Raw genomic sequence first — 26530 nt, forward strand, 5'->3', positions numbered from 1 at the left:
ATTAAAATTTAAAGTTAACATTGACTCCAAAAGTCCTTGTTGATGGCAACGAACCACCTTCCATACCTTGAATATTACCCGATCCATAAGATGTATTCTCAGGGTCAACACCTTTAAAAGCAAGATTCCAGGCAAATAAGTTTCTAGCAAATGCAGAAATTCTGATCCCTTGGAAAGCATTACCAATAAGCGTCTTAGGTAAATCATAGCCAATAGTAATATCTCTTAATTTAATGTAACTTGCATCGAAAACATTTTGAGCATCAACCGTATTATAATATGTACTACCCCAAGTTTGAGCATCCAGAAGAATATCATTTGGAGTTCCATCTTCTTTTACTCCAGGAAGAATAACTCCAGCTTCTCTATTTCCATTTAATGCAGTTTCTTCCAGCATACCCGAATACATTCCCCACATATGTGTAGTTGAGAAATATTTCCCACCTTGTTGAATGTCAATTAAGAATGATAAACTTAATGATTTATACTTGATAGTATTTCTAAAGCCCATATTATAATCAGGAAGGATAGATCCTAAAGATTTAATTTCAGAAGCCTTATAGAAGCCATTTTCATCTACAACTTTATTTCCATTACTATCATACACATAGTCTGTTCCCAGAATCGTCCCATAAGCTTGTCCAACCTGTGCTACCAACTGAGCTCTAAATGGCGCATTTGTAAGTACATAGTTTTGTAAGTCCTGATACAGGTTCATTAATTTATTTCGGTTTCTAGCAAAGTTCCATGTCAGATCCCATGAAAAGTTTTCATTCTTAATTGGTGTAATATTCACCATAGCTTCAATTCCTTTATTGGTCATCTCCCCTGCATTTATTCTCTTAAATAAAAATCCGGTTGCAGGATCTACAGGAAGTGCAATAATAAGATCTTTTGATTTAGTTTCGTAATAGGTAAAATCAACACTCAATCTATTTTTAAAGAAACTTGCCTCAAGTCCGAGTTCTTGTGTTGTTTTAACTTCCGGCTTAATGTTTGGATCATTAGATGTGTTAGGGTTCGAATATTGTGGTGATCCATTGAAAGGCAGTCCGATTTCAGTATAAGTTAACCTGCTATAAGGAGCTGTTCCTGCAGCTATACTTGACCAACCGGCCCTTATTTTACCAAAAGACAACCAATCTGCTTGAAGTACTTTCGAAAAAACAAAACTACCCGTTACAGAAGGATAAAACTGATCATCATTTAGCATTGAGAACCAGTCATTTCTTCCTGTTGCTTCTAAAAATAACATATCTTTATATCCCAAAGAAACTGATCCAAATAAACTTTTTATTGATGAATGTTCAGAATAATTAGTTGCTAAGGAGTTCTCCCTACCATTATTCAAATTATATAAGCCTGGAATAATAAGTCCACCGACCGTTGTACCTCTTAACCAGCTTAATTTATTATCTCTAATGTTAAATCCGGCAAAAGCATTCAAACTAAAATCGCCCCAATTATTATTATAATGTGCCCTACCTTCATAATTGAATTCAGAAACATTCCTTTTCTCAATAGAATAATTTGAAACTGCTTGTGAACCTACTGCCACTCTAGAACTTATATTTTGAGTATAGGTATCACCGTACACTTTTCCAACAATATAAAAATTCTTATTAAAATTATATGTTAACCCTGCATTACCAAAGAATCTATTCCTGCTATCATCTGAAGTATTTTCATTAATTGTCCAATATGGGTTATCTGAATACTTAGGCGCTCCGTTACTCCAGGAGGTTCTGTTCCATGTTCTTTGTGCACCATTTGCTAATTTATAATCTCTTAATTTAGCAAAATCAAGGTTTCTTTGTCCAAATTGATAGAATTTTTGAGCTACAGAGTTATCTCCATATCCAACTTCCGGCCTATTAAATCCTTCTGTATGAACATAATTAATAACAGCTTCAGCCTTTAATTTTTCCGATAATTTTGAATTCAAATTAATACTAAAATTATCTTTTTTAATTTTCGATGTTGGAATAATACCGCTAATATTAGTATTGGTATAAGATAACCTAACATTTGTATCCCCAAAAGATTTTGCAACAGACAAGTTATTTGTATAAGTAACCCCTGTATTAAAGAAAGAATCAACATCTTTGTTCGGAGCTACCCATGGAACCGGTTTTAAATAATCATTTGAAAATTCAGGATCAAATGCATACCAAGGAAGATACATTAAGTTTGAATTGTATCGCGGCCCCCATGATCCATCTGTTTGATATTCCTGAATATTATAAGTAACACCATTGATAGTTTGAGTCGGCAATGTAAACTGAGAGCCTCCTCCATACAAGTTTTGAAGTCTGGGTCTGATGTATATATTTTCAAAGGAAACTCCTGTATTTAACTGAATATCAGTTCTACCTTTTTTAGCCGATTTTGTAGTATATAATATAGCACCATTTCCTGCTCTTGAACCGTATAGAGCAGCAGCAGGCCCTCCTTTCAATACAGTTACACTCTCAATATCATCAGGGTTAATATCAAAAGAAGCATCTCCATAATCTCTACCTCCAGCTCCTCTTTGGGTATCAATATTGTTAACATTTGAATTATCCAAAGGCACACCATCTACAATAATCAACGGTCGGTTCTCACCAGTAATCGAACTAATACCTCTCATAGTAATTCTGGTAGACCCTCCCATTGTACTTGGCGCTGTAATCTGAACTCCCGCAACATTTCCAGATAATGCACTTACGGCATTAGTTTGGCCAGCATCAGAAAGAATTTCACCTTTTACTTCCTGGGAAGCATATCCAAGAGCTTTCTTTTCTCTCTTAATACCTAGTGCAGTCACCACTACACCCTCAATCTCCTTAGTCTCTGTAACAGTATCACTTTTCTTTTGCTGGGCATTTGCAACAGCTATAGAAGAAGTCAATACTAAAACAAGAAGACCTGTTGTTAGTTTCTTCATAATCAAATTAATTTTGTATTGTTACAAATTTGTAAAACTTTCTTAACAACACAAAGAAAAAAACAAAAAATTTATACTTTTTTTAATAATTACGAACAAAAATTAAACAAAAAACAATAAATTAAGTTAAAAAAACATTTTTTAACAAAACCAAAATATTAAAACGTTACTTTTTTTTAAGAAACAATAACAATCGTTAACATCGACATTATCTATATTTCTTAAAAAAAAACATACAACTAGCTAATAATCAACATAAAAAGACTTTTTTTACCCTTACTTAATAAATTAATCACAACAAAAAACAATGCTGCGCATATTACTTTCAATATTAAAAAGAAGTAAAAGACACAAAAAAAAACCGCCCGAAGGCGGTTAAATATATTAAAGCATAATAAACTCAATGTTAGTTTCTAGCCCAGAATGGAGTATACTGATTTTTTGAAAATACATCAGCATTACTGATAGCAGGTACATTACTAGCATTACCGATATATTCTGAAAGAGGATAGATCAATCTATTTGGCTTAGGATTCGATGCTATTGTAGCCAGTGGTGTTACCGGGAAACCTGTTCTGGTGTAGTCAAAGAATGATTGCTCAGGGTTAATACCGGTTAACGCAATCCATTTTTGAGTCATGATAGCTTCTAATTTATCATCGTTGGTCCCAATCCATCCTAATTTTGGCACTGCATTTATAAGATCTATATAAATTAAGGCAGCTTTCTTGGTTGTAACCGGATTAGTATTCGGGTCAATAACCACATCTACATTTGCTCCTAAATAATTATAAGAAGCAGTTATACCAGCCTCAAAATGAGCTTGTGCACCAGAGAATATAGAAGGATAGCGTAAGGCTGCTTCTGCCTGTAAGAATTCAGATTCTGCCCTTGTCATAATACAACCAGATTTAGCAGAAGCCATTTCTACATATTCTCTTGTAGAAGCAGGTGTTTCTGCACCGACTGTAATACCGTAACTAAATCTGGAAATAGCAGCAGGTACACCAGGCTGACCAGGTAGATTTCCTTGTCTGATTCCTGATACTTTTCCATTTACAAGTGAAAACATCCTTGATCTTCTTCCATCCACAATTCCATTAAATTTCTGATACACCGGACGAGTATCTCCTTCAGAGTTACCATTTAAAATAATAGCAGCATGCTCAGAGGCAACATTTATAGAGTAATTTGCTGCCCTAGTTCCAGAGCTGAGATATACATAGTAATTAGTAAATGGATTTTGCTGAGCATCATTAGCTGCAGAATATCCAGGATTTTCTAAAACATCTTCATGGATAAAGTCAACACCACTAAGAGAAGCAAGTTGCTGGTCTCTGTAAGCAGCCATATCACCCGTAACATTAGACATTCTTAGCAAATATCTTAATTTCAAAGTATTTGCAAAAGAGATCCATTTTCCTGCGTTTCCATGGAAAACAATATCACTAGATGACGCATCACCCAATCCCGATTCCAATAATTCAATTGCATTATCCAAATCAGCAATAGAAGCTTTATAAATATCTTCACCTTTATCATATTTAGGTGTCAAATTATCCTGCCCTTTAAATGCTTGAGAATACGGTATGTCACCATACAAATCTGTCAATATCTGTACGTAATTGGCCTTCATAATCTTAGCAATAGCTTTATGCTGAACATATTTATTACCTGGATCATTATACGTAATAATTTTTTCAAAATTAGCAGTAGCTCTAAATAAACTGTCCCAAACATCATTATAAAATGTATTGGAAACATTTGGCTTATAATCGTCAATAAATGGAGCACCATATACCAATGAGTTTCCTGCAGTTGAATTCATTACTACACTAGCAAATCTATTTAATGTCTGAGATTGCTTTGCATAAGCCGATGTGATACCAACCGGAAGTAACTCGTTAGGGCTAACTTTATCAATTGAAATATTATTAGGATCTTCATTGATGTCAAGATATCTGTTACATGATACAGAAGCAAATAACATTGTTAAAGATAAAACCGCTGTAGTTATTTTTATATTTTTCATATTTTTTTAATTTTAGAATGTCGCTTTTAGGTTAATTCCAAAAGATCTTTGAGAAGGATACTGCTCTGCAAGGGCAATACCTGCACCGTTACCACTTGTGTAAGATGTTTCAGGGTCAGCATAATTTCTGTTTTCTTTAGAATATACAAAGAATGGATTTCGCGCAAACACCCCTATAGTAATAGCATTAACAAAAGTTGATGAAAGTACTGATTTTGGAACATCATACGACAAAGCAATTTCTCTCACTTTAAATGCAGTCGCATCCAATACCATTGGCTCTCCTAATCTTTGTAGTGACTGGGAGCTAAAATAACCTGCTACTCCATCATAGTCTGCTGTTCCACCTACCGGAGTATTGTTTTGAACATATTGACCATTTACAACCTGAACTGAATTAGGAATCACATATCCTTTGCTTCTATCAAAACCTGCTGTTTCTTCAGTAGCTCCGGCAAATGTCAGGAGACTCTTACTCAGTGAAGCAAATTTACCTCCTTTGCGGTAGTCCATTGTAGCAGAAAGTGTAAATCCTTTAAATTTAAGAGAGGTATTAAATCCAAGTGTATAATCTGGAGTTACTCTACCCATATTGCTTAATGTTGTATTTTGCAATGGAACCCCATCAGCTCCTACAATAATTCTTCCCTGATCATCCCTTTGGAAAGTGGTTGCCTTAATAACCTGTAGGTCAGATCCTTTAATAGCAAATACTCCAATTCCAACAGTAGTATATGGCACTGCAAGAGCAACCTCATCTAAACCGTTTGGCAGATCCAGTACTGTAGATCTTGACTTAGCAAAAGAAGCTCTCAGATTCCAAGTAAAATTTTGAGATTTAAATGGAGTAAGTCCTAAGTCAATTTCAAAACCTCTCATTCTGGTTTTACCAAAATTATCTTTAAGGTTACTTATCCCGGATGCATTTGAAACATTTGCATTGGTAATTAAGTCTTTAGTATCTGATTGGTAAATAGAGCCTTCTAAAGTGATACGATCATTTAAGAAACCTAACTGAACATTTAAGTCATATGTAGAAATAAATTCAGGTTTAATTGCTCTATTGGTTTGAGTAGCGTCAATCCCATATCCAGGCAGGTTAGGGAAAGGATAACCAGAAGGAGCAATACCTACGTTAGATGTTTCATAAGGTAATACAGCAGAAGTATTTCCAACCTTCGTGTATCCTGGTGCAATTTTGATATAATTAATGATATTATTATTCTTCAGAGCTTCAAAAGCTTTTGTAGGAACAAAAGAAAGTCCTACAGAATAATAAGGATAAGATTTATTATGCACCTGTCCGTTGTAATAGGTAGATAATACAGAACTTTGCTCAATTCTAAATGTCGAGTTCAAGAATAGATAATCCTTATAGGACAAGTCTAAGTTTGCAAATCCAGCGATAGTTCTTTGTCTTGTTGTAGTATTCTCAAAAAGAATGTTATCCAACGCTGATGCACCTGTTGAATTTCCTGGTTGGATAAGATTAGTAACATTTCTGATGTCATACCATCCCGGAACAACTAAATTTGTACCTCCCATTGATCTAGCAGTTCTATAGCTATCCTGTATGTTATTACCAATGTTTAACTTCATATTGATATTATCTGTAAGATCATAATTAAAGTTTAACATCAAGTCTCCATAATAACTTCTCGTACTAACAGTACGATTAATATAGTACGAATCAAAGTTAGAATTTCCAGTATAGTCCTGTAAGGTCCCATCATCTAATACCAGTCCACTTCCTGCATAAATTTGAGTAGCTTTAAAGCCGTCATCATGGTTATCAGATCTGGAGTTATTTAAATATAAATTTCCTGTATATGTTAAATTGATATTTTTATTAAAATCATATTGTAAAGATAAAATTCCAGATAAATAATCATTAACCGTATTTTGTCTTGTATGCTCAATCTGATAATATGGATTTTTCGTAAATGCCGACAGCCCCCCTTCAACACCGGAATATCTATATTTTCTAATATCATTCATTGAAGGCATCTGGAGGATATCACTGTATAAATCTGCACTAGACTGATTGGTTATTTTACTAATGTAGTTAATAGTACCGTCAATTCTTAATTTATCCAGTTTTTTCCCAGCTTTTACCAAGAAACTATTTTGTCTTAACTGGTCACCTTCAACAACAAAATCATTTTCCAATCTATTAATGGATAACATAGCATAAGAATCACTTCCTCCTGAATTGACAGTAAGTCCATTTTGTAAAATCACCCCGTTTTTGAAAAATTTAGAGAAATGATTATCAATAGGAGCATACTTTTCATAAATAAACCTGTTATCCCATTGTGGCAAACCAGAAGGAACCATCTGCCCTCCAATATTTGGATCGTTATAAGCAGGTCCCCATGACATATTTTCAAAAGGCACATATGTTGTTCCGTTATAATCTACATCTCCTGCACTAAAAGCAGGCTCATGAGGATAACCTTTACCATATTGTTTTTGTATTATAGGAAACTTAAATGCTTGTGTCATCTGAATTGATGAAGTGAGAGTGAATTGCATTTTTTCACTTTTCGCACCTTTTTTAGTAGTTACAATAATAACACCATTCACTCCTTGTTGCCCATATAGTGCAGCACCTTGCAGACCTTTGATAACGTTTACGTTTTCAATAATCTCAGGAGGTAATTGAGCTAGGACAGAAGCTGAAGAAATAACATTATCAATTACAACCAGAGCTTCATTTCCTCCTGAGATTGATTTGTTACCTCTAATTACAATTCTACTGGATGCTCCTACACTATTATCAGTCTGTGTGATCTGTAATCCTGATACTTTACCCGTCAGAGCTTGAACTGCGTTTGGAGCAGAGGCCTGATTTAGTTCTTTAGTACCTACTACTTGCTGTGCGTTGGTAATAGCATCAGCCTTTTTTTTTAATACCTAGTGCACCTGTAACCACAATTTCTTCAATGTTCTTTGTCTTTACTGTATCATTTCCCTGTTGGGCTTTTACAATAAAAAAGGGTGAAGAAAGTGCTACCATAAGTACACTTGCTGTTAGTTTCTTCATGTTTAATTTTGATTATTTTTTATTGGGTACAAATATGTGAAAGTTTCCCAAAATCACCAAGATATTTGTTAAAATATTTAAATATGAAAATTTTAACCTAACAACAATTACATTAAATTAATAATAACTGGAAAAAATCATGAATTTATTGAATAAAAACACAATAGTTAAAACCAACAATCATACAAGCATTTTTTACTTTAGCCATGCATCATACATTATAATACAACAAAAAATCAAAATATAATAATTCTACTTTTTTTGAAATTTTATACTTTTGTAAGATACAGAAGAAATAATTTCATGGAATTAATAAAAAACTGGTCAAATCTTTACATTGAAGCAGGATGTGATGAAGTCGGAAGAGGCTGTTTAAGCGGACCTGTTGTCGCAGCGGCTGTTATTTTAGATGATGGCTTTCAGCAAAACCTGGTTAATGATTCAAAGAAATTAACATTCAAAACCAGAATGGAACTGGACAGTTATATCAAAGACAATGTAAAGAATTATGCTATTGCAGAGCTTCCCCCGTCATTCATTGATGAACATAATATATTAAACGCCAGCATTCATGCCATGCACCGTGCTTTGGATCAATTAACAATAAAGCCTGAGCTTATACTGGTAGATGGCAATAAATTCCATCCTTACAACTATATCCCTCATCAATGCATTATTCAGGGAGATTCTAAGGTACTATCCATTGCTGCCGCCTCTATCCTTGCCAAAAACTACAGAGATACATTAATGATTAAACTTCATGAAGAACATCCTGAATATGGCTGGGATACCAATTTCGGATATGCAACCAAAAAGCATCAGGAAGCTCTTATAAAATATGGTCCTACAAGGTACCACAGACAGTCATTCAGACTAAAGTATGATTAAAATTCTAATTTAAATTAATAAAAACAGTATATAAAAATTTATATCAATAAAAAAAGAGAAGCAATTTATTCTATTGCTTCTCTTTTAGGTATATCAAGAAATTACTTCTTTCTGTTTCTCATTTGTTCCTGAGCTTTTTGCTGCTCCTGTGCTTTTTCCATCATCTCTCTCATTCTCTTCTGGAACTTGCCTTCTGCTTTTGGCTTTTCTTTATTAGCCTGGATCTGTGCATGGATTTTCTTCTCATCCAGGATCCAATATTTAATAACAAGGATAATTAAAATATTAATCGCATTGGATACAAAATAATACCAGGAAAGACCAGATGCTGAAGTATTCAGGAAGAACAGGAATGTAATTGGGAAAATATACATCAAGACCTTCATATTTGGCATTCCTTCCTGTTGCGGTTGCTGCATATTCCCTGAAGTCATCACGGTATAAATTAAGATAACAACAGTACATGCCAATGCAAAAATACTCAAGTGGTCTCCTAAAAACGGAATTTTAAATGGTAATTTGATCAAGTCGTCATAAGCTGTCAAATCTTTGGCAAACCAGAATCCCTTTCCTCTTAAATCTATAAAGTTCGGGAAGAACCGGAACAACGCATAGAAAATAGGAATCTGGACCAATGCCGGTAAACAACCCGCCATCTGGTTAACTCCGGCCTTCCTGTAAACCTCCATCGTAGCCTGCTGTTTTTTCATCGGATCCGCATCTTTGAATTTGGCATTCACCTCATCAATCTCAGGACGGATCACTTTCATCATGGCACTTAGCTTATGCTGCTTGTACATGATTGGTGATAAGATCAGCTTTACAATAATGGTTAGTAAGAAAATAGCCCATCCGGCTGTTAATCCCCATGATGCAATAAAATTATACATAGGAATAAAGAACCAGCGGTTCATAGCTCCGATGAACGACCAACCCAGAGGAAGAATCTCATCAAAGTTTTTATCATAAGATTTCAGCAAAGGAAGATCCAATGGCATAAAATACCATGTAAAATCCTGATTCAGCTCACTTCCCGTCATCTGAACGAATCCTTCATAACTGAATTTTTTCAGGTATTCTCCTTCTTCAACGTTTTCCTGATTTCCTTTACTTTGAGTAAAACCATTTTTCGCCTCAATCACAGAAGAGAAAAACTGCTGTTTCACACCAATCCAGTTAAGCGTTTCTTTTTCCTCATCCATAGTAGTTCTTCCGTCATAATCATAATCTTTATAATTATTGAAGGCATATGAGAATTCTGAGTGAGACTGTTCCTGAGCCCTTCCTTTTTCTAAATTTCTTACATTATAATCCCAGATAAAATCGGCTTTGTTGTCTGCCGTAATAGTAGCCAGCCCCTGGGTTCTTACTTTAAAATCCAAGGTATATTTCGGAAGTAAGGTGTAAATAAACTGGATAACTGCTCCGTTATAATCAGCCGTTAAGGTTACAGCATTTCCGTTTACTGACGGTGCAAAAACTAAATCTTTGGTATTAATAACCTTACCTGTTTTGTCTTTAAACTGGAAACCGTAATTAGAGTTATTTTTATTGATCAGATAAAGTGGCTGGTCCGCATTATCTGTTTTATGGTTATATGCTTTATACTTTAAAAGTTCTACTTTAGAAAGTTGTCCTCCCAAACTGGAAAATTCCAATTTCAATTCATTATTCCCTAAATTGGCTGTCTGAATAGCATTAGGAGTTACATTTGGATTGATATTGCTTGCCTGAGTTTGTTTTACGGCACTTTTTACCTGTTCAGTTTTCTGCTGCTGAGCTTTTAACTGCTCTTCTTTTGCCTGTTTGTTCTGGAAATAGAACATAAAACCAAAGAGAACCAGGCATAAAACCGCGAAACTAATCATTTGCTTCTTATCGATTCCGTTGTTTTGTTGCATTTTATTTTATATTAAAATTTTAAACTTAGGATGTACAATACATGTACATAATTTTGAGCTGACAAAAATACTGTTTTTTTTATCAAAACTCTATGCTTTACTATATTACTATATAATAAACTCAAGCTGAGAATAATCAGCCTGAGTTTATGTTTAGACGCTTATGATAAAAATTTACCTTATTTCTTTTCGCAAGCTTTAATAAAAGCTCTGAATAAAGGATGCGGTGTTGCTACTGTACTTTTATATTCCGGGTGATACTGAACACCCACATAGAATGGATGGCCGGGAAGCTCAAGTGCTTCTACCAATCCTGTTTCAGGGTTTGTACCCGTAGCCAGAAAACCGTTCTTTTCAAATTCCTGCAGGTAGTCACTATTGAATTCATAACGGTGACGGTGTCTTTCAGAAATATTTTTGCTTCCATAAATTTCGGATAATCTGGATCCGTTTTTCAGCGCACATTTCCAGGCTCCAAGACGCATTGTTCCTCCTTTATCTATTACATTTTTCTGCTCTTCCATTAATGAAATAACAGGATCCGGAGTAGCCGTATCAAATTCCATGGAATTGGCTTTGGTATGTCCTAAAACATTTCTCGCAAACTCAATAGTCATGATCTGCATTCCCAAACAGATTCCCAGCATCGGGATCTTGTTTTCCCTTGCATATTTTGCCGTCAGGACCTTTCCTTCTATTCCTCGGTCTCCGAATCCCGGGGCAACAAGGATACCATTCACTCCTTTGAGCGTATCTTTAATATTCTCTTCCGTAATATCTCCGCTGTACACCCATCTTACCTTCACCTCGGTTTCAAGATCTGCCCCTGCATGTTTGAAAGCCTCAGCAATAGAAATATAGGAATCCTGAAGGGAAACATATTTTCCAACAAGAGCTATTTCAACAGTTTTCTTTGGATTCTGGAATTTTTTAAGGAAACTTTTCCAATCTTTCAGATCAGCATCTTTATCACTTTTCAGGTCCAGTTCCTTCAGTACTACATCATCGAAGTTTTGCTTCTGAAGATACATTGGCACTTCATAGATGGTTTCCATATCTTTACATTCAATAACGTTTTCCAAAGGAACGTTACAGAATTGAGCCAGTTTTGCTCTCTGATCTTTAGGAATTTTATGCTCTGTTCTGCAGACCAATACATCCGCCATAATTCCGCTCTCCATCAATTGGCGAACTGAATGTTGCGATGGTTTTGTTTTTAATTCCCCGCTTGAAGCCAGATAAGGCAACAAAGTCAGGTGAATAACCATAGAATTTTTCTCTCCCAGTTCCCATTTTAACTGGCGGACAGTTTCAATGTAGGGTAAAGATTCAATATCCCCTACCGTTCCTCCGATCTCGGTAATAATGATATCGTAGTTTTGTTTTGAAAGGATTTTAATTCTACGTTTGATTTCGTTGGTGATATGAGGAATTACCTGCACTGTTTTCCCTAAAAAATCTCCTTTTCTTTCTTTTTCAATAACAGTCTGGTAAATTTTTCCTGTAGTAACGTTGTTGTTTTGGGAAGTGGGAGCATCAAGGTAACGCTCGTAGTGACCTAAATCCAGATCCGTCTCCGCACCATCTTCAGTCACATAGCATTCTCCATGCTCATAAGGATTCAAAGTTCCCGGGTCAATATTGATATAAGGATCAAGTTTTTGGATCGTTACGTTAAAACCGCGTGATTTTAGCAATAGTCCCAGAGAAGCAGAAACGATTCCTTTTCCCAAAGATGAAGTTACACCTCCTGTCACAAAGATGTATTTTGTATTCTTTTTACTCATTAGATTAGGTTTGTGCAAAGTTAGGGGAAAAAGAAACACAAAGCAATTTTTTAAATTTCTAAAATAGTTAAATTCCCTTCAAACAACTATAAAACCTGATGAAAAAAGTTATAAATAAGCAGTGAGAATCTCCTTTGTTCAGATGACATTTTCCATTTAATCTCATTAAAAAAGGTTTTCCATATATCTGAAAAACCTTTTTTTTATTATTGATCCGTTAATTATTGCTTTTGCAGCTCAAAATATAAATTGACATCCACATCCTTCCCTACACCTGCTCCCGTCGGATCATATTTTATTCCGTAGTCCAAACGGTTAATCGTGAACTTAGTCTGAAAGCCCATTACTTCTTTCCCCTTCTGATTTTTTGCAATTCCTCCGAATGTCACCGGGACACTTATTTCTTTGGCTACATCTTTAATTTTTAAAGTTCCTTTCAAAATGTAATTATTGTTTTTATCTTTTGAAATAGAAGCACTCTTGAATGACATATCAGAATATTGCGCAACATCAAAAAAATCAGCGCTTAAAAGATGCTTGTCCCTCATGTCCACTCCTGTGTTGATAGACCCTACCGCCACGCCAAATTCAAAGTCTGCGTTATCCAGATTCTTCTCCTGGGCAGTTACTTTTCCGTAAAACTTATCAAATCTTCCCTGCACAAAACTAATTCCCATGTGTTTAATATTGAAATTAACGGAAGAATGCATAGGATCAACTTCCCAGGTAGTTTGTGCAAAAGTCATACTGCTTAAAAATGCAAATATGAAAGATAAAAGTACTTTTTTCATTGTTATGATATTTTACATTATTATTTTAATTAAACAAAGCTAAGATATAAAAGAATTTCCTAGCATCTTCTATGTTAGCATTTTAATATTTAATCCATTAAAAAAACGTTCGGAAAAAAATTCATTTTTTATAACTTCGCAGTATGGCAAAACTGAAAACAGCATATTTCTGTCAAAACTGCGGAACCCAGTATCCCCAATGGATGGGACAATGTAAAAATTGCGGACAATGGAATACTTTAGTTGAGGAGGTGGTGGAAAAACCTTCACACAGCGCACCTCCTTTCTCGAAGTCCAAGCAACATGTCATCAACATTATTGAGGTTGAAACCAGTGAAGAACCCAGAATAAAAACACCTTCCGAAGAACTTAACCGCGTTCTGGGCGGTGGTATTGTTTTAGGCTCTGTTACCCTGATTGGCGGTGAGCCCGGTATTGGGAAATCAACACTGCTGCTTCAGCTTGCCTTGAAAATGAAGAAAAAAATCTTCTATGTCTCCGGTGAGGAAAGTGCTTCTCAGATCAAAATGAGGGCAGATCGCTTAACGGATGTTAAAAATCCCAATTGCTTTCTCTTTACCGAAACTTCATTGGAAAAAATCCTTCATGAAGCCAAAAAGCTGGAGCCGGATTTTGTGATCATCGATTCTATACAAACCCTCCAATCCCAGCTTATTGAAAGCTCTCCCGGAACTGTTTCCCAAATCAGGGAATGCTCTAATGAGATTATCAAATACGCTAAAGAAAACAATGTCCCTGTTTTCCTGGTTGGCCACATTACAAAAGATGGCCAGATTGCCGGCCCCAAAGTACTGGAACATATGGTGGATGTGGTTTTGAATTTCGATGGAGACAGAAACCATCTTTTCAGATTGCTGAGAGCCAATAAAAACAGATTCGGCTCCACTTCTGAAATCGGAATTTATGAAATGATTTCCCAGGGGCTGAAGGAAATTAAAAACCCTTCGGAAATCCTTATCACCAAAAAATTTGAAGAACTTTCCGGAAATTCAGTAGCGGTCACCCTTGAAGGAAACAGGCCTATGCTTCTGGAAATTCAGGCGTTGGTAAGCACCGCCGTATACGGAACTCCACAAAGAAGCTCTACAGGATTTGACTCTAAAAGATTAAACATGCTTCTTGCCGTACTGGAAAAAAGGGCAGGTTTTCAACTGGGAGCCAAAGACGTTTTCCTTAATATTACAGGAGGAATCAAAACAGATGATCCGGCATTGGACCTCGCAGTAGTAGCTTCCATCCTTTCTTCCAATGAAGATATTGCCATTTCCGAGCATTACTGCTTCGCCGGTGAAATTGGATTAAGCGGGGAAATCCGCCCGGTTGCACAGATTGAACAAAGAATCACGGAAGCTGAAAAGCTCGGTTATGAAAAAATATTCGTTTCCAACCTCAACAAAATCCCGAAAAGAAAATTTGGAATCAGGATTGAAGAAGTCAGTAAAGTAGAAGATTTCCATGAGAGACTTTTTTAGTTTTTAAGTTTAAAAACTAAGAACGGAAAATGGAATCAGCACTTAATATGATTTTTTCATCTTTATAATTCATATCTTTATTCTATGAATTACCTGGCTCATTCTTTTCTTTCCTTTACCGACGGGCAGATCGTAGGACAATTCCTGGAAGATTTCATCCGGAATAAAGACCGGTTTTCTTTCCCGAAAGATATTCAGGATGGCATTACCCTTCATAGAGCAATAGATACCTTTACGGATTCTCATCCCGCCATCCATGAAGCCAAAAAAGTTTTTTCTCCTTTGGTAAGGCTATACGCCGGTGCTTTCGTGGATGTTTCCATGGATTATTTTGTGGCCAATGATCTTTCCCTACTCTCTTTAGCAGGCTGGAAAGCTCATTCTTTACGAGTGTATAAAGTTCTGAATGAGCATGAACAATGGCTTCCTGAAAATCTCAAAAGAATGCTGGTCAAAATGGAACATGACGACTGGCTTTATAACTACCGGGAAGACTGGGGAATAAAGTTCAGTATCCAGAATGTTCTCAACAAAGCCCAATATCTGGGGAAGGATATTCCTGTTTTTGAGGCATTTTTAGACAATAAAAATATCCTTCAGGAATGTTATTATGATTTCTTCCCTGATCTGCAGTCGCATGTATCAGGAATCAATTCTCTTCTCCAGCTGGAAAATGATGTCTAAAATATGCTCAGAACTGTTTATACAGGTAACGGTTAGGATATGCCAGCTTTTCACTTTTTCTGTCTCCGTTCACAATAATATGAATGATATTGATCTGATCATCAAACAGATTATACAGAAAACTCACTGCTGCTTCAACTTTTTTAGGAGTTCCGGCCGGCTCAGATTCCAGGAAGACAGTAACAGATTCATGGTCCTCTTCATAGCCGATAAAGTTTACTTTCAAAAATTTATTATCGGATTTCAATTTAAAATATTCCTGACAGTACTTCTGTAAAGCTTCATTAAGCCTGGCTTTATATTTTTCATCATTAAAGTGGAAAGAACCACCGTATTTTTTTCCTAATCCATTTTCCAGATCATCCATGAAAAACCTTCCGGTCACTTCAAATGTTTTTGATTTTGAATTGTAATTGATTTCAACAGCCCCTACATGATACGGATGTTTCGCCTCTGTAAAAGACAGCAAAGAAAACACCGGAATCAGAAACAGCCATAAATTCTTCATAAACCCTGACATAGAAATAAATTTGTCCGAAATTAATCATTATTTTCGTACGCATTATATTTTTACGTTATGATGCAGGATTTTCTTTTTTATTTAAACCTTGGATGGGAACATATTATTTCCCTGGATGCGCTGGATCATCAGCTGTTTGTTCTGGCACTTATTGCCGTTTATTCTTATAGTGACTGGAAAAAGATTCTGATTCTTGTAACGGCATTCACCATTGGCCATTCCATCACACTGGCTCTGAGTATTCTGGATATCTTCCGGGTTCCATCCGATTGGGTAGAGTTTTTAATTCCTTTAACGATTGTAGTTACTTCCCTGGATAATATTCTCATGAAAAATCAAAAGCAAACATTAATGCGGGCTAATTATTATCTTGCTCTTATTTTTGGTCTTGTTCATGGGATGGGTTTTGCCAATACAGCAAGGGTGATGATTGCCAAAAGCCAGAGTATTGCTGTTCCCTTACTTGGGTTTAACATAGGACTGGAACTTGGACAGATTGTAATTGTTTTTGCCATTTTAATTCTTCTTTTTATTTTGCTTAATATTTTTAAGGTGAATAAAAAAGACTGGGTGTTGTTTGTTTCATCCGGTGTATTTGCTTTGTCTTTAAAAATGACATTAGAAAGAATTCCTTTTTAAACTTGAAATATTTTCATTATTTCAATCACATATTCCTATCTTTGGTAATTATTAAATCATTTCGGTTATGAAACAAAAAGTTGTCATACTTTCACTTTCCATATTTGCTTATACAGGTCTCACCGCACAAAATATCCAGAATAATCCAGGAAGCAACCACGGAAATAAATTTGAGCAACTAGGCTCTATCCTGCCAACACCCAACATTTACAGAACAGCTTCCGGAGCACCGGGACACGGTTATTGGCAAAACAGGGCTGATTATAATATCACAGCATATCTGGATGAAGACAAACGAAATCTGAAAGGATCGGAAACAGTTACCTATTATAATAATTCACCTGATGATCTGGATTATATCTGGCTTCAACTGGATGAAAATGAACATTCCAGCATCAGAAATGCAGGTTATGACACCTCAACCGTTCTTCCTGCCTCTACTACCGATCAAAAACTCAAGCTAACGGAACTTCCCGTAAAAGACAATGGTTATGGAGTTCATCTTGAAAAAGTAACGGATGCCTCAGGGGTTCCCCTGAAGTATACAGTCAATAAAACAATGATGCGCATTGATCTTCCTAAAATATTAAAAAAGGGAGAAAAATTTATCTTTAAGATAGACTGGAACTACAATATCTCCAACAGAATCAAAATGGGAGGCCGCGGAGGCTACGAAAATTTCCCTGAAGATGGGAATGATCTGTATACGATGACGCAATGGTATCCAAGAATGTGCGTATATAGTGATTTTCAGGGCTGGCAAAACCACCAGTTTACCGGAAGGGGAGAATTTGCGCTGGTCTTCGGTGACTTTAAAGTTTCAATGAATGTACCGGCCGATCATATTGTGGGTGGTACCGGAGAATGCAAAAATTATGAACAGGTTTTAACTCCTGATCAGCTATCAAGATACAAAAAAGCGGAAAATGCATCCGAGCCTGTAGAAATCGTAACCCTGGATGAGGCCAAAAAGGCAGAAAAAAACCGTTCTAAACAAAGAAAGACCTGGGTTTTCGAAGCCAATAATGTAAGAGATTTTGCATGGACTTCTTCCAGGAAGTTTGTATGGGACGGGATGCGTGTAACGATTCCTGAAAACAATAACAAGGTAATGGCCATGAGCTTTTATCCTAAAGAATCTTACGGCCTTTACCGGAAGTTCTCCACCAGGGCAGTAGCACACACCATCAAAACCTATTCAGAATTCACCATCCCTTATCCATATCCTGTGGCCCAATCTGTAGAAGCCGCTAACGGAATGGAATACCCGATGATATGCTTCAATTTCGGAAGAACGGAAAAAGACGGCACATATTCAGAGGCTACCAAAAACGGAATGATTGGTGTAATCATTCACGAAGTAGGACATAATTTCTTTCCTATGATCATCAATTCGGATGAAAGGCAATGGGCATGGATGGACGAAGGACTGAATACCTTTACCGAATATCTTACGGAAGAAAAATGGGATAATAAGTTCCCTTCGAAAAGAGGCCCGGCCTGGACGATTGTGGATTATATGAAACTTCCGAAGGACCAGCTGGAGCCTATCATGAGCAATTCTGAAAATATTGTTCAATATGGCCCGAATGCCTATTCAAAACCTGCCACAGGATTGAACATCCTCCGTGAAACCATTATGGGCAGAGAACTTTTTGATAAAGCTTTCAAAACCTATTCAAAAAGATGGGCATTCAAACATCCTGAGCCCGCAGATCTTTTCCGTACCATGGAAGATGCCAGTGGTGAAGACCTTGACTGGTTTTGGAGAGGTTGGTTCTATGGAACAGATCCTGTGGATATTGCCATTGATAAAGTAACGGTAGCTACTCCTGATCTGGAAACCAATCCAAAGGCAGCAGCAGAAATCAAATATCAGGTTGAAAAGCCCCTTGCATCCAGCTTTGACGATATTTCAAAAATAAGAAACAGGGAAGATAAGAACATTACCTTCTATGTAGATAAGGATAAAGAAGCCCAGGATTTCTATTACAGGTATGACAGAGGACAGGAAAAAGTGGATCTGAATAAGGAGTATACCCTTAAAACGGAAGCGTCCCTTCCTTTAGATGCCAGGGATAAAGAAAAGTTTAAAAATATTACTGCTTACCAAATCGATTTTGTGAACAAAGGAGGTATGATCATGCCTATTATCCTTGAATTTACTTTTGAGGACGGTTCAAAACTGTACGATAAATCTCCGGCCCAGATCTGGAGACTAAACGAACAAAAAGTATCAAAGACATATTATTTTGATAAGAAGTTAAAATCAATCCAGTTGGATCCAATGAGGGAAACCGCCGATATTGATACTTCAAACAACCTATGGACCAGTAGCGGTACAAGTGCTGAAATTTCAAAATTCCAATTATTTAAGCAAAAACAGGAAACAAGCTCTGCAAGAGGTAGTTCAAACGGAAAAGTAAACCCGATGCAGGCAGCAGGAAAGAGTTAAAAATAATTTATAAAAAGTATTCATAATCTGAATACTTTTTTTAGTTTTGCCTATCGCAGCCACAAATTGATGAAATTACCTTAAAAAATGAATACAACCTATCGCCCGGATATACAAGGATTAAGAGCTATTGCATTTTTACTTGTCTTCTTTTTTCATTTGAATAAAGACTGGCTTCCCGGAGGATTCTTGGGGGTTGATTTATTCTTTGTGATTTCTGGATTTTTAATGACCATGATTACCTTGGACGATATAGAAAAAAAATAGATTTACATTTATTAATTTCTATATGAAAAGAATAAAGAGGATTACTCCTGCTTATTATGTTATGCTGTTTTTCGCTGCTTTTGTAGGAGCTTATTTATGGCAATATGCAGAAATGAAAGTTTTAAGAGAAACTATTATATCTTCTGGTCTGTTTATATCTAACCTAATATTTTCCAGAGGAAATAATTACTTCGGAGCAAAAACCAGTGAAAACCCATTGCTCCACACCTGGTCACTTTCTATAGAAATGCAATTTTACATTTTTTTACCTTTTATTATTTATTTTTTCAGAAAGCACCTTGTAAAAGTTTTTATAATAATAATTGTATTTTTTACAATTTATGCAACTTATCAGATAGAATTTCAAAACCTTAAAACTGAAATGTATTTTTCACTTTTAAGTAGAATTCCCGAGTTCTTGATCGGTGGAGTTTATGCTTTGATCTTCAAAAAGGGGATTGATATACAACGAAAATATAATAATTTACTTTCTTTTGGAAGTTTAATTATTCTTTTGATTTGCTCGGTTTTCATTACCGAAGAAAGTCATTTTCCTGGGATTTTAGCACTTATTCCTTGTATGGCGAGTGCTAATCTGTTAGTTCTTAAAAACAATGCTTTATCCGATTTTTTATCAACAAAAACACTGGTTTACATTGGTGAACTCTCCTATTCTCTTTATTTATGGCATTTTCCAATAATGGCTTTTTTAAGATACAAAAATGAAAGTTATGGATTTAATGGGTTAGAAGTTATTTTCATTTCTGTTACCACATTTGTTCTGGCGTGGCTTTCTTATAACTTTATAGAAAACAAATTTCGAAAAATTACGGATGTTAAATTCTTTAAAGCATTTATTCCTTTGGGATTAATTGTTGCAGGGTTTTCATACTTTCTGTTTAGTATAACAGGATATAAAAAGATTCCGAAAGTCTATTCAATACCTTTTTTTGGATTCCAATCTCATGGTATAGACAACATTGAAAAATTTGGAGATTTAAGTAAAAATGATAGTATTGTTTTAATTGGCGATAGCCATGCTTTGATGTTGAAACCATTTCTTGATTATCTGGGAAAGGAAAATCATTTTTCTTATAAAACATTAACGTGTGATGCATATCCTGCAATAGAAGGGATAAAAGAAAGTGAAATATCTAAGGAAGGGCTTAAACATTATAGAGATGTCATGAAATTAGTGAAGCCAACAAAACAATTAATTGAAAGTGGCAATATCATCCTTATAAATAGTTATTCTTTTGTTAGGAATGAAAATAATAATGAGACCTATAATAAAAGTATTAGCAATATTCCGTCTTTACAATTCGCTTTAGAAAAGCTGATTAATAGTTTAAGAAAAAATCAAAAAATAATTCTTTTAAATACATTCCCTGTTGTTTTGGATAAAAACCCATTAAAATTAAATAATGGATTTATCAAAAATAATGATTATAAATTCAAAAAAACGTGTTTAAATAATAACAATAAAAGTTATTTAGAAAATCTAGCTAATAAATACAAAAATGTTTATTTCTATGACATAAGCAAAAGTAAGATTTTCCAAACGGCACCTTACATTAATGATACGATTGCCTATTATAATGGGGGGCACATTAATACATTTGCTTCAATAAAACTTGCAAAAGATTTAGATAAGGACTTTATGGACTTTTTCAGAAAAGTTGAAAGAGAAAAAAATTGACTTTAATTATAAAAGCCGGAAAATTCCGGCGTTTTTTTATCCCAAAATGTTCTCTTAAAGTCTTTTTTATATGTTCTCCCCAGCGGAAGCTGTTCTCCGTTTTTCAGATAAACACTTCCGGAATCATAAGAGTTGATATGTTCTGATAATACAATATATGATTTATGGATTCTGATAAAACCAAAATCATGAAACTTCTCTTCAAAATTAGACATCCTTTCAAGGATCATATATTTTTTGAGTGGAGTCATCAGCATAATATATTCCCCGAACCCCTGTATCCATAAAATGTCTTTCAGAAAAACCTTGTTCATCACATAATTGGATTTGAACATAATATAATCTTCCTGGTATCGATTATTGACTGAATTCTTAAACTGTAAAAAATCTTTTGCTTTATTAACGGCCTTTTTAAAAGTGTCAAAGTCTACAGGTTTCACCAGGTAATGGACAACATCAAGTTCAAAGGCTTTTACGGCATACTTTGATTCCAATGTAAGAAAAATACATAACGGCCGGTCGGGAAGCTGCTGTAAAAGTTCTACTCCATTTATCCTTGGCATATTGATGTCAAAAATTACCAGATCCACCTGATGGGTTTTAAGAAAATCCAATGCTTCTTCCGGATTCTGAAATGAAGCCAGCAGCTCAACATCTTGAATCTGCTCACAATATTGTTTTACCAACTGTAATGCAGGGTATTCATCGTCAACATTAACGACAGTCAGATTAGCCATTCATATTAATTTTTAAAGCAATTTTATAATAATCATTTCCTTCCGGTCCGGAATGGAAGTCATATCTACCGGAATAGTATTTCTCTAAGATATGGATAATTGCTTCATTTCCCAATCCCTGATACCCTGTTTCAGTAAAATTCGCTCTATATTTCCCTACGGAATTGATAATTTCAAACAATAATTCCGAATGCTCCATTCTACAAGACAATCTGATAAAACTATGCTCCTCTTCCCCTATTGCAGAGTGTTTTAAGGCATTTTCAAATAAGGTGAGAAGTATGGAAGAGGGAATTTCAACAATATCAAAATCTTCCTGATCCTGGATATCAAAGGTAATATCTAGCCGGTTATTATACTTCAACTGGTATAAAGCAGCCAGTGCCTTCAATGAAGAAAACTCCTGTGTGACACTTATTTTTTCTTTTCCGCTATCATAAATAATGTATTGCAAAAGCTTACTCAGTTGTAAAATGGAATCAGAGGTTTTCTCTGAGGAAGTAAAACTATTGGCATACATATTATTAAGGGTATTCAGCAGAAAATGGGGATTCAGTTTCGATTTCAGAAGATCAAGATACAGCTGGTCCTTCTCTTCTCCCAGTTCTTTAAAATCCTGTTCAATCAGGAATTTATCCTTTGTAATCCCAAGAAATGAAGCGACAAGAATTACAATTCCCTGGGCGGTATAGACGTTGTATAAAAAATTTTGTGTTGGATAGCGTCTCATTAAATCTCATATTAAATACTGCCGGCTCCAGTAGAATTCTAAAAAGGCTCGACACGAGAAAGCAGATAAAAGCAAATAAAATAAACTCAGGGTATTTATTGGAAAGATAAAAGCGGGGAACGAGATAAAAGTACACCAGATAATAAATCCCGACATTGAAAATGATCACAAATAATACCGACCATATGAGCTCCGGTACATCTAAAAAGTAATTTTCGGTAAAAAAAGTGATGATTAAAAAGAATAAAAAGAACAAAGCGTGCTGAAAGTTCAGCAGAAATCCCCAGTGATATTCCATCAGCCTTTTCAAAATCCTACCGTTAAGTAAAATTCTGAAAACCAACAATATAAATATAATATTGATAATAAAAAACATCTAAAATATCCAATTTTCAATCTTTCAAATATAAGGCCTTTTTTATCCGGGATTGCAGTTCACTGATAAAAACTGTCATTGATTGAAAAATAAATTCACGGCCCCTTCTTATAAATATATTTGAATCAGCAGGATATTAATTCAGTCTTACATGAAAATTAAATTATCGTTAATCACCTTTTTTTTTACTGGGTTTTGGCCAGATGATCTGTGCCCAAAGCCGCGACAATTACAATATGTGGTTCCAGTATCTTATGTCTGCAAAACTTACGGATAAAAGCACCTTAACCGCACTTTCCCAGTACCGGTCTTTTGATCTTGCCTATGATACAAGACTTTTCCTGGTCTCTGCCTATGTTGATTATGAAGTTGCCAATGAGGTAAAACCTGCCCTGGGAATGATGTTTCTTATTCTGGATTCATATAAGTCTGACAATACCAAAAGAGAAAGATATGAGAAAAGACCTTTCCAGCAAGTAAGTCTGGGGGGCAATATCGGAAGAACCTCCATCTCCCACCGTTTCCGTGTAGAAGAGCGGTTTATAAGCAACCCTGATGAGTTTATTGTAAGGCTGCGATACCTTATTTCTTTAAGAATTCCATTCAATAAAGCCGGGGAAAAAGAAAAATTCTACGGGATTCTGAAAAATGAAATAAGGATGAACGTTGTGAAAGATGAACCATTTGACAGCAACCGTTTAACAGCCGGTGTCGGGATAAAAACCGGAAAAAATTCAGCTGTGGAAATCGCTTTCATTAACCAACTGGAAACAGGATCCACAAGTAATTATGCCTATATCGGCTACAGAAATAGTTTCGACTGGAGAAAAAATAAAAATAAATAACTTCAATACATCCACTTATGCTTACACTCCTTGGATTTCTGATGATCATCATTTTTATGGTGCTTATCATGAACAAAAAAATGACTCCGCTTACTGCCTTAGTGATTATTCCCGTAGCTATAGCATTAGTTGCAGGCTTTGGTCCTCATCTGGGAGAAATGATGAAAAACGGAGTAAAGGAAATTGCCCTTACCGGGGTTATGCTCATCTTTGCTATTCTTTATTTCAGCTTAATGATAGATACCGGGCTTTTTGAGCCCCTGGTAAACCTCATCTTAAAGGCTGTAGGCGACAACCCTGTAAAAACGACTATCGGAACCGCTATTCTCACCACTTTGGTCTCCCTGGATGGTGACGGTTCCTCTACTTATATTATTGTTGTGGCTGCCATGCTTCCCCTATATAAAAAACAGGGCATGAACCCGCTTACCCTTACCTGTATTATCATGCTGGCCGGGGGGATTATGAATATATTGCCCTGGGGCGGCCCTACCGCGCGGGTAATGAGCTCTCTGAAACTAGGTCACACAGAGATTTTCGTCCCTATGATTCCTATTATGGCATTAGGAATTGCGTGGGTGATATTCGTTGCTTATATCTTAGGAAGAAAAGAGAAAAAAAGGATTGCCAAATATGGGAAATACATCCAATACAGCGCGAGCGATATTGCCGGAGAATCGGATCCGAAACTTTTGCGTCCAAAGCTGATCTGGATCAATCTTATTTTGACACTCATCCTCCTGACAGTCATGATACTTGATATCGTTCCTTTGGGAATCGCGTTTATGATTGCATTTTGTATCGCATCTGTTATCAACTATCCCAAGCTGAAAGATCAGCAAAAAATCATTTCAAAACATGCCGGAAACGCCCTTTCCGTGGCGGGGATGATTTTCGGAGCCGGAATTTTTACGGGAATACTCAACGGCACAGGTATCATGCAGGCTATGGGAAATAGTATGATCGAAGTTGTACCGAAGAGCTGGGGTGGCTATCTTAATATCATTACAGCTGTTTTCAGTGTCCCGCTTACGTTTTTTCTTACCAATGATGCTTATTATTTTGGAATATTGCCCATCATCGAAGCCACGGGCCATCAATTGGGTATTGCCCCGGAAATATTGGGAAGAGCAAGTCTTGTAGGGCAGGCTTCACATTTGCTGAGCCCACTCGTTCCTTCTACTTATCTTTTGGTATCACTGGCCGGTGTGGAATATTCAGATCATTTGAAATATACGTTGAAGTGGGCAATAGGGTCATCCATTATTATGCTTGCCGGAGCCTTGCTTCTTGGAACGATATGATAATTTGAGGAATAATTATTATCTTCAACTAAAAATATAATCAGCCTAATTTCTTGTAAAGACAGCTTATTCTTCCAGATGAATTTCTTACCTCAGAAAACATTCACCGGCAAATATCTGAAAAATCTTACATTGTATGTGTTTACAGCAATCGTAGGCGGGGTATTGGCAGGACATTACGCTCCCGGAGAAAGTATAAAGCTAGGAGTGGTGAGCCGGTATTTCTTTATGATTCTGGAAGCTTTTATCCTGCCTGTCATTTTTATGGCGATCATATACGGAATCTGCCAGCTTTCTGAGATTAAAAACGCAAGTAATATTGTGTGGCAGACCATCCTGTATTTTTTAACGGTAGGTTCCATCGCCATCATCCTGGGCATTGTTTTTGGCTCCATTATGCAGCCTGGCTCTGATACAGGCATTGATATTTCCTATATAAACACTACCCTTCCAAAAACCTTTGAAATCGAAAACGGTGATTTATCCACTCTCCTGTATCTCAACAGGCATGGCATCTTTCTTTTAATTTCTATCCTGATAGGTATTATCATGAACCTTTCTTCCAAAAAAGAAAAATTTCTGAATTTATTGGAACGGGGCACCAGTATTTTTTATACGGTCATTAAATACCTCTATTTCATTCTTCCTCTTATCATTTTCTGTAACATTGCCTATGGAATTGCCGTATATGGCATCAATACTCTTTTACCTTTGAGCAAAGTGGTCGCTACGGTCTATCTTGCAGACATTGTCTTTATTTTTGGAATTCTAGGCCTTATCTCTTATGGATTTGGATTTAATCTCTGGACATTTTTACTGGGGATCAAGGAAGAAATCATTCTTGTTATTACTACTTCATCTTCCAAAACGGCTTTCCCTTTAATTTTTGAAAAAATGGAATCTGAGGGGTATAGCAGAAAGATTTTAAGGTTTATTATTCCGTTGGGGTATAACTTTAATCTTGCAGGAGCCTGTATCTATATTTCAGTAACCTGTTGTTTTCTTATTCAGTTTTATAATATTTCTTTGGGCTTTAATGATTACCTGTGGCTTTTTATTATTATTTCCGTTACTTCAAAAACGGCTTCCGGTGTACCGGGCTCAGGATTTTTAGCTCTGATATTTACATTGAACAGGTTCGGAAAGATCCCGTTAACGGATATTGCACTCCTTTATAGCGTAGACCGCTTTATGAATGAGGCCAGATCGGTAACCAATTTTATTGGTATTGCAGTTTCAGGAGCTATTATTTCTAAAATAAACCAGCATCAGAAAGACGAAATTCCCTCTGCTTAATTGAGTTTCACTTTTATTCAATTCCTCCTGTTCAATAATGTTACTTTTTAAAGTAATAAAGCCTCTGCTACAATATATTAATACCGAAACAAGAAGAAATTGTCAGGTTAA

The 26530-nt window shown here is 35.8% G+C and carries 20 protein-coding genes and 1 pseudogene; 10 read left to right on the forward strand and 11 right to left on the reverse strand.

Going from position 1 to position 26530, the window contains the following annotated elements; all coding sequences use genetic code 11:
• Position 1: 1 nt before the first annotated feature.
• The 5 genes and pseudogenes from HX13_RS17865 to HX13_RS24785 all read right to left on the reverse strand — a co-directional run bounded on the left by HX13_RS17865 (position 2) and on the right by HX13_RS24785 (position 8007).
• Positions 2–2929: a SusC/RagA family TonB-linked outer membrane protein gene (locus HX13_RS17865; protein ID WP_050022188.1), complete on the reverse strand. Its 2928-nt coding sequence runs from the start codon at positions 2927–2929 to the stop codon at positions 2–4.
• A gap of 406 nt (positions 2930–3335) precedes the next feature.
• Positions 3336–4961, reverse strand: a complete 1626-nt coding sequence (locus HX13_RS17870; RefSeq protein WP_128572490.1) for a SusD/RagB family nutrient-binding outer membrane lipoprotein — start codon at positions 4959–4961, stop codon at positions 3336–3338.
• Between the two features lie 12 nt (positions 4962–4973).
• On the reverse strand, positions 4974–7547 hold the full coding sequence (locus tag HX13_RS17875) for a TonB-dependent receptor (protein WP_238555478.1): 2574 nt from the start codon (positions 7545–7547) through the stop codon (positions 4974–4976).
• A 48-nt stretch (positions 7548–7595) separates the two neighbouring features.
• Positions 7596–7853: pseudogene (locus tag HX13_RS24780) on the reverse strand (hypothetical protein); the annotation flags it as partial.
• Between the two features lie 4 nt (positions 7854–7857).
• Positions 7858–8007 (reverse strand): hypothetical protein, encoded by a 150-nt coding sequence (locus HX13_RS24785; protein WP_238555479.1) that lies wholly within the window; start codon positions 8005–8007, stop codon positions 7858–7860.
• A 303-nt stretch (positions 8008–8310) separates the two neighbouring features.
• On the opposite strand from HX13_RS24785, the gene HX13_RS17880 reads away from it, so the two are divergent.
• Complete coding sequence (locus HX13_RS17880) at positions 8311–8895, forward strand: ribonuclease HII (protein ID WP_050022190.1); 585 nt, start codon at positions 8311–8313, stop codon at positions 8893–8895.
• A 101-nt stretch (positions 8896–8996) separates the two neighbouring features.
• Here the strand turns inward: HX13_RS17880 and yidC are convergent, their stop codons facing one another.
• The 3 genes from yidC to HX13_RS17895 form a co-directional block, all read right to left on the reverse strand.
• Positions 8997–10796: a membrane protein insertase YidC gene (gene yidC, locus HX13_RS17885; RefSeq protein ID WP_050022191.1), complete on the reverse strand. Its 1800-nt coding sequence runs from the start codon at positions 10794–10796 to the stop codon at positions 8997–8999.
• A 179-nt stretch (positions 10797–10975) separates the two neighbouring features.
• The gene (locus HX13_RS17890; protein ID WP_050022192.1) at positions 10976–12583 is read right to left on the reverse strand and encodes a CTP synthase; all 1608 of its coding nucleotides are present in this window, start codon (positions 12581–12583) and stop codon (positions 10976–10978) included.
• Positions 12584–12804: 221 nt separating this feature from the next.
• The gene (locus tag HX13_RS17895; protein ID WP_050022193.1) at positions 12805–13374 is read right to left on the reverse strand and encodes a YceI family protein; all 570 of its coding nucleotides are present in this window, start codon (positions 13372–13374) and stop codon (positions 12805–12807) included.
• A gap of 143 nt (positions 13375–13517) precedes the next feature.
• Between HX13_RS17895 and radA the strand changes: the two genes are divergently transcribed.
• Positions 13518–14867, forward strand: coding sequence for a DNA repair protein RadA (gene radA / locus HX13_RS17900; RefSeq protein WP_050022194.1), 1350 nt, complete (start codon positions 13518–13520; stop codon positions 14865–14867).
• Positions 14868–14951: 84 nt separating this feature from the next.
• On the forward strand, positions 14952–15551 hold the full coding sequence (locus HX13_RS17905; RefSeq protein ID WP_050022195.1) for an ACP phosphodiesterase: 600 nt from the start codon (positions 14952–14954) through the stop codon (positions 15549–15551).
• A gap of 7 nt (positions 15552–15558) precedes the next feature.
• Here HX13_RS17905 and HX13_RS17910 read toward each other — a convergent pair whose 3' ends face one another.
• Positions 15559–16071 (reverse strand): DUF6702 family protein, encoded by a 513-nt coding sequence (locus HX13_RS17910; protein WP_228377695.1) that lies wholly within the window; start codon positions 16069–16071, stop codon positions 15559–15561.
• A gap of 60 nt (positions 16072–16131) precedes the next feature.
• Here HX13_RS17910 and HX13_RS17915 point away from each other — a divergent pair, with 60 nt between their 5' ends.
• The 4 genes from HX13_RS17915 (at position 16132) to HX13_RS17930 (ending at position 21131) form a co-directional block, all read left to right on the forward strand.
• Positions 16132–16710 (forward strand): HupE/UreJ family protein, encoded by a 579-nt coding sequence (locus HX13_RS17915; protein WP_050022196.1) that lies wholly within the window; start codon positions 16132–16134, stop codon positions 16708–16710.
• Between the two features lie 67 nt (positions 16711–16777).
• Positions 16778–19165, forward strand: a complete 2388-nt coding sequence (locus tag HX13_RS17920) for a M1 family metallopeptidase (RefSeq protein WP_050022197.1) — start codon at positions 16778–16780, stop codon at positions 19163–19165.
• Between the two features lie 87 nt (positions 19166–19252).
• Positions 19253–19432, forward strand: a complete 180-nt coding sequence (locus HX13_RS17925) for an acyltransferase family protein (RefSeq protein WP_050022198.1) — start codon at positions 19253–19255, stop codon at positions 19430–19432.
• A 22-nt stretch (positions 19433–19454) separates the two neighbouring features.
• Entirely contained in the window at positions 19455–21131 is a 1677-nt protein-coding gene (locus HX13_RS17930) for an acyltransferase family protein (RefSeq protein WP_050022199.1), read from the forward strand.
• Positions 21132–21133: 2 nt separating this feature from the next.
• Here HX13_RS17930 and HX13_RS17935 read toward each other — a convergent pair whose 3' ends face one another.
• Both HX13_RS17935 and HX13_RS17940 read right to left on the reverse strand, forming a co-directional pair.
• The gene (locus HX13_RS17935) at positions 21134–21868 is read right to left on the reverse strand and encodes a LytR/AlgR family response regulator transcription factor (protein WP_050022200.1); all 735 of its coding nucleotides are present in this window, start codon (positions 21866–21868) and stop codon (positions 21134–21136) included.
• Positions 21861–22598: a sensor histidine kinase gene (locus HX13_RS17940; RefSeq protein WP_238555480.1), complete on the reverse strand. Its 738-nt coding sequence runs from the start codon at positions 22596–22598 to the stop codon at positions 21861–21863. The genes HX13_RS17935 and HX13_RS17940 overlap by 8 nt, the downstream gene beginning before the upstream one ends.
• A 579-nt stretch (positions 22599–23177) precedes the next feature.
• On the opposite strand from HX13_RS17940, the gene HX13_RS17945 reads away from it, so the two are divergent.
• The 3 genes from HX13_RS17945 (at position 23178) to HX13_RS17955 (ending at position 26419) form a co-directional block, all read left to right on the forward strand.
• Complete coding sequence (locus HX13_RS17945; RefSeq protein ID WP_128572491.1) at positions 23178–23819, forward strand: DUF2490 domain-containing protein; 642 nt, start codon at positions 23178–23180, stop codon at positions 23817–23819.
• Positions 23820–23836: 17 nt separating this feature from the next.
• Positions 23837–25123 carry a CitMHS family transporter gene (locus HX13_RS17950; protein ID WP_050022201.1) on the forward strand — a complete coding sequence of 429 codons (1287 nt, stop codon included), beginning with the start codon at positions 23837–23839 and terminating at the stop codon, positions 25121–25123.
• Positions 25124–25201: 78 nt separating this feature from the next.
• On the forward strand, positions 25202–26419 hold the full coding sequence (locus HX13_RS17955) for a cation:dicarboxylate symporter family transporter (RefSeq protein ID WP_050022202.1): 1218 nt from the start codon (positions 25202–25204) through the stop codon (positions 26417–26419).
• Positions 26420–26530 lie beyond the last annotated feature (111 nt).

It is taken from the genome of Chryseobacterium sp. P1-3 (genome assembly GCF_000738495.1).
Classification (GTDB): domain Bacteria; phylum Bacteroidota; class Bacteroidia; order Flavobacteriales; family Weeksellaceae; genus Chryseobacterium; species Chryseobacterium gallinarum.

Excerpts from the sequence above, each read along its gene's own strand:
- HX13_RS17930 (WP_050022199.1), top strand. The coding sequence starts at position 19,455 with ATGAAAAGAATAAAGAGGATTACTCCTGCTTATTATGTTATGCTGTTT.
- HX13_RS17940 (WP_238555480.1), bottom strand. The coding sequence starts at position 22,598 with ATGAGACGCTATCCAACACAAAATTTTTTATACAACGTCTATACCGCC.
- radA (WP_050022194.1), top strand. The coding sequence starts at position 13,518 with ATGGCAAAACTGAAAACAGCATATTTCTGTCAAAACTGCGGAACCCAG.
- HX13_RS17945 (WP_128572491.1), top strand. The coding sequence starts at position 23,178 with ATGATCTGTGCCCAAAGCCGCGACAATTACAATATGTGGTTCCAGTAT.
- HX13_RS17935 (WP_050022200.1), bottom strand. The coding sequence starts at position 21,868 with ATGGCTAATCTGACTGTCGTTAATGTTGACGATGAATACCCTGCATTA.
- HX13_RS17865 (WP_050022188.1), bottom strand. The coding sequence starts at position 2,929 with ATGAAGAAACTAACAACAGGTCTTCTTGTTTTAGTATTGACTTCTTCT.
- HX13_RS17870 (WP_128572490.1), bottom strand. The coding sequence starts at position 4,961 with ATGAAAAATATAAAAATAACTACAGCGGTTTTATCTTTAACAATGTTA.
- HX13_RS17950 (WP_050022201.1), top strand. The coding sequence starts at position 23,837 with ATGCTTACACTCCTTGGATTTCTGATGATCATCATTTTTATGGTGCTT.
- HX13_RS17890 (WP_050022192.1), bottom strand. The coding sequence starts at position 12,583 with ATGAGTAAAAAGAATACAAAATACATCTTTGTGACAGGAGGTGTAACT.
- HX13_RS17925 (WP_050022198.1), top strand. The coding sequence starts at position 19,253 with ATGAATACAACCTATCGCCCGGATATACAAGGATTAAGAGCTATTGCA.
- yidC (WP_050022191.1), bottom strand. The coding sequence starts at position 10,796 with ATGCAACAAAACAACGGAATCGATAAGAAGCAAATGATTAGTTTCGCG.
- HX13_RS17905 (WP_050022195.1), top strand. The coding sequence starts at position 14,952 with ATGAATTACCTGGCTCATTCTTTTCTTTCCTTTACCGACGGGCAGATC.
- HX13_RS17880 (WP_050022190.1), top strand. The coding sequence starts at position 8,311 with ATGGAATTAATAAAAAACTGGTCAAATCTTTACATTGAAGCAGGATGT.
- HX13_RS17915 (WP_050022196.1), top strand. The coding sequence starts at position 16,132 with ATGCAGGATTTTCTTTTTTATTTAAACCTTGGATGGGAACATATTATT.
- HX13_RS24785 (WP_238555479.1), bottom strand. The coding sequence starts at position 8,007 with ATGAAGAAACTAACAGCAAGTGTACTTATGGTAGCACTTTCTTCACCC.
- HX13_RS17910 (WP_228377695.1), bottom strand. The coding sequence starts at position 16,071 with ATGTCAGGGTTTATGAAGAATTTATGGCTGTTTCTGATTCCGGTGTTT.
- HX13_RS17955 (WP_050022202.1), top strand. The coding sequence starts at position 25,202 with ATGAATTTCTTACCTCAGAAAACATTCACCGGCAAATATCTGAAAAAT.
- HX13_RS17920 (WP_050022197.1), top strand. The coding sequence starts at position 16,778 with ATGAAACAAAAAGTTGTCATACTTTCACTTTCCATATTTGCTTATACA.
- HX13_RS17895 (WP_050022193.1), bottom strand. The coding sequence starts at position 13,374 with ATGAAAAAAGTACTTTTATCTTTCATATTTGCATTTTTAAGCAGTATG.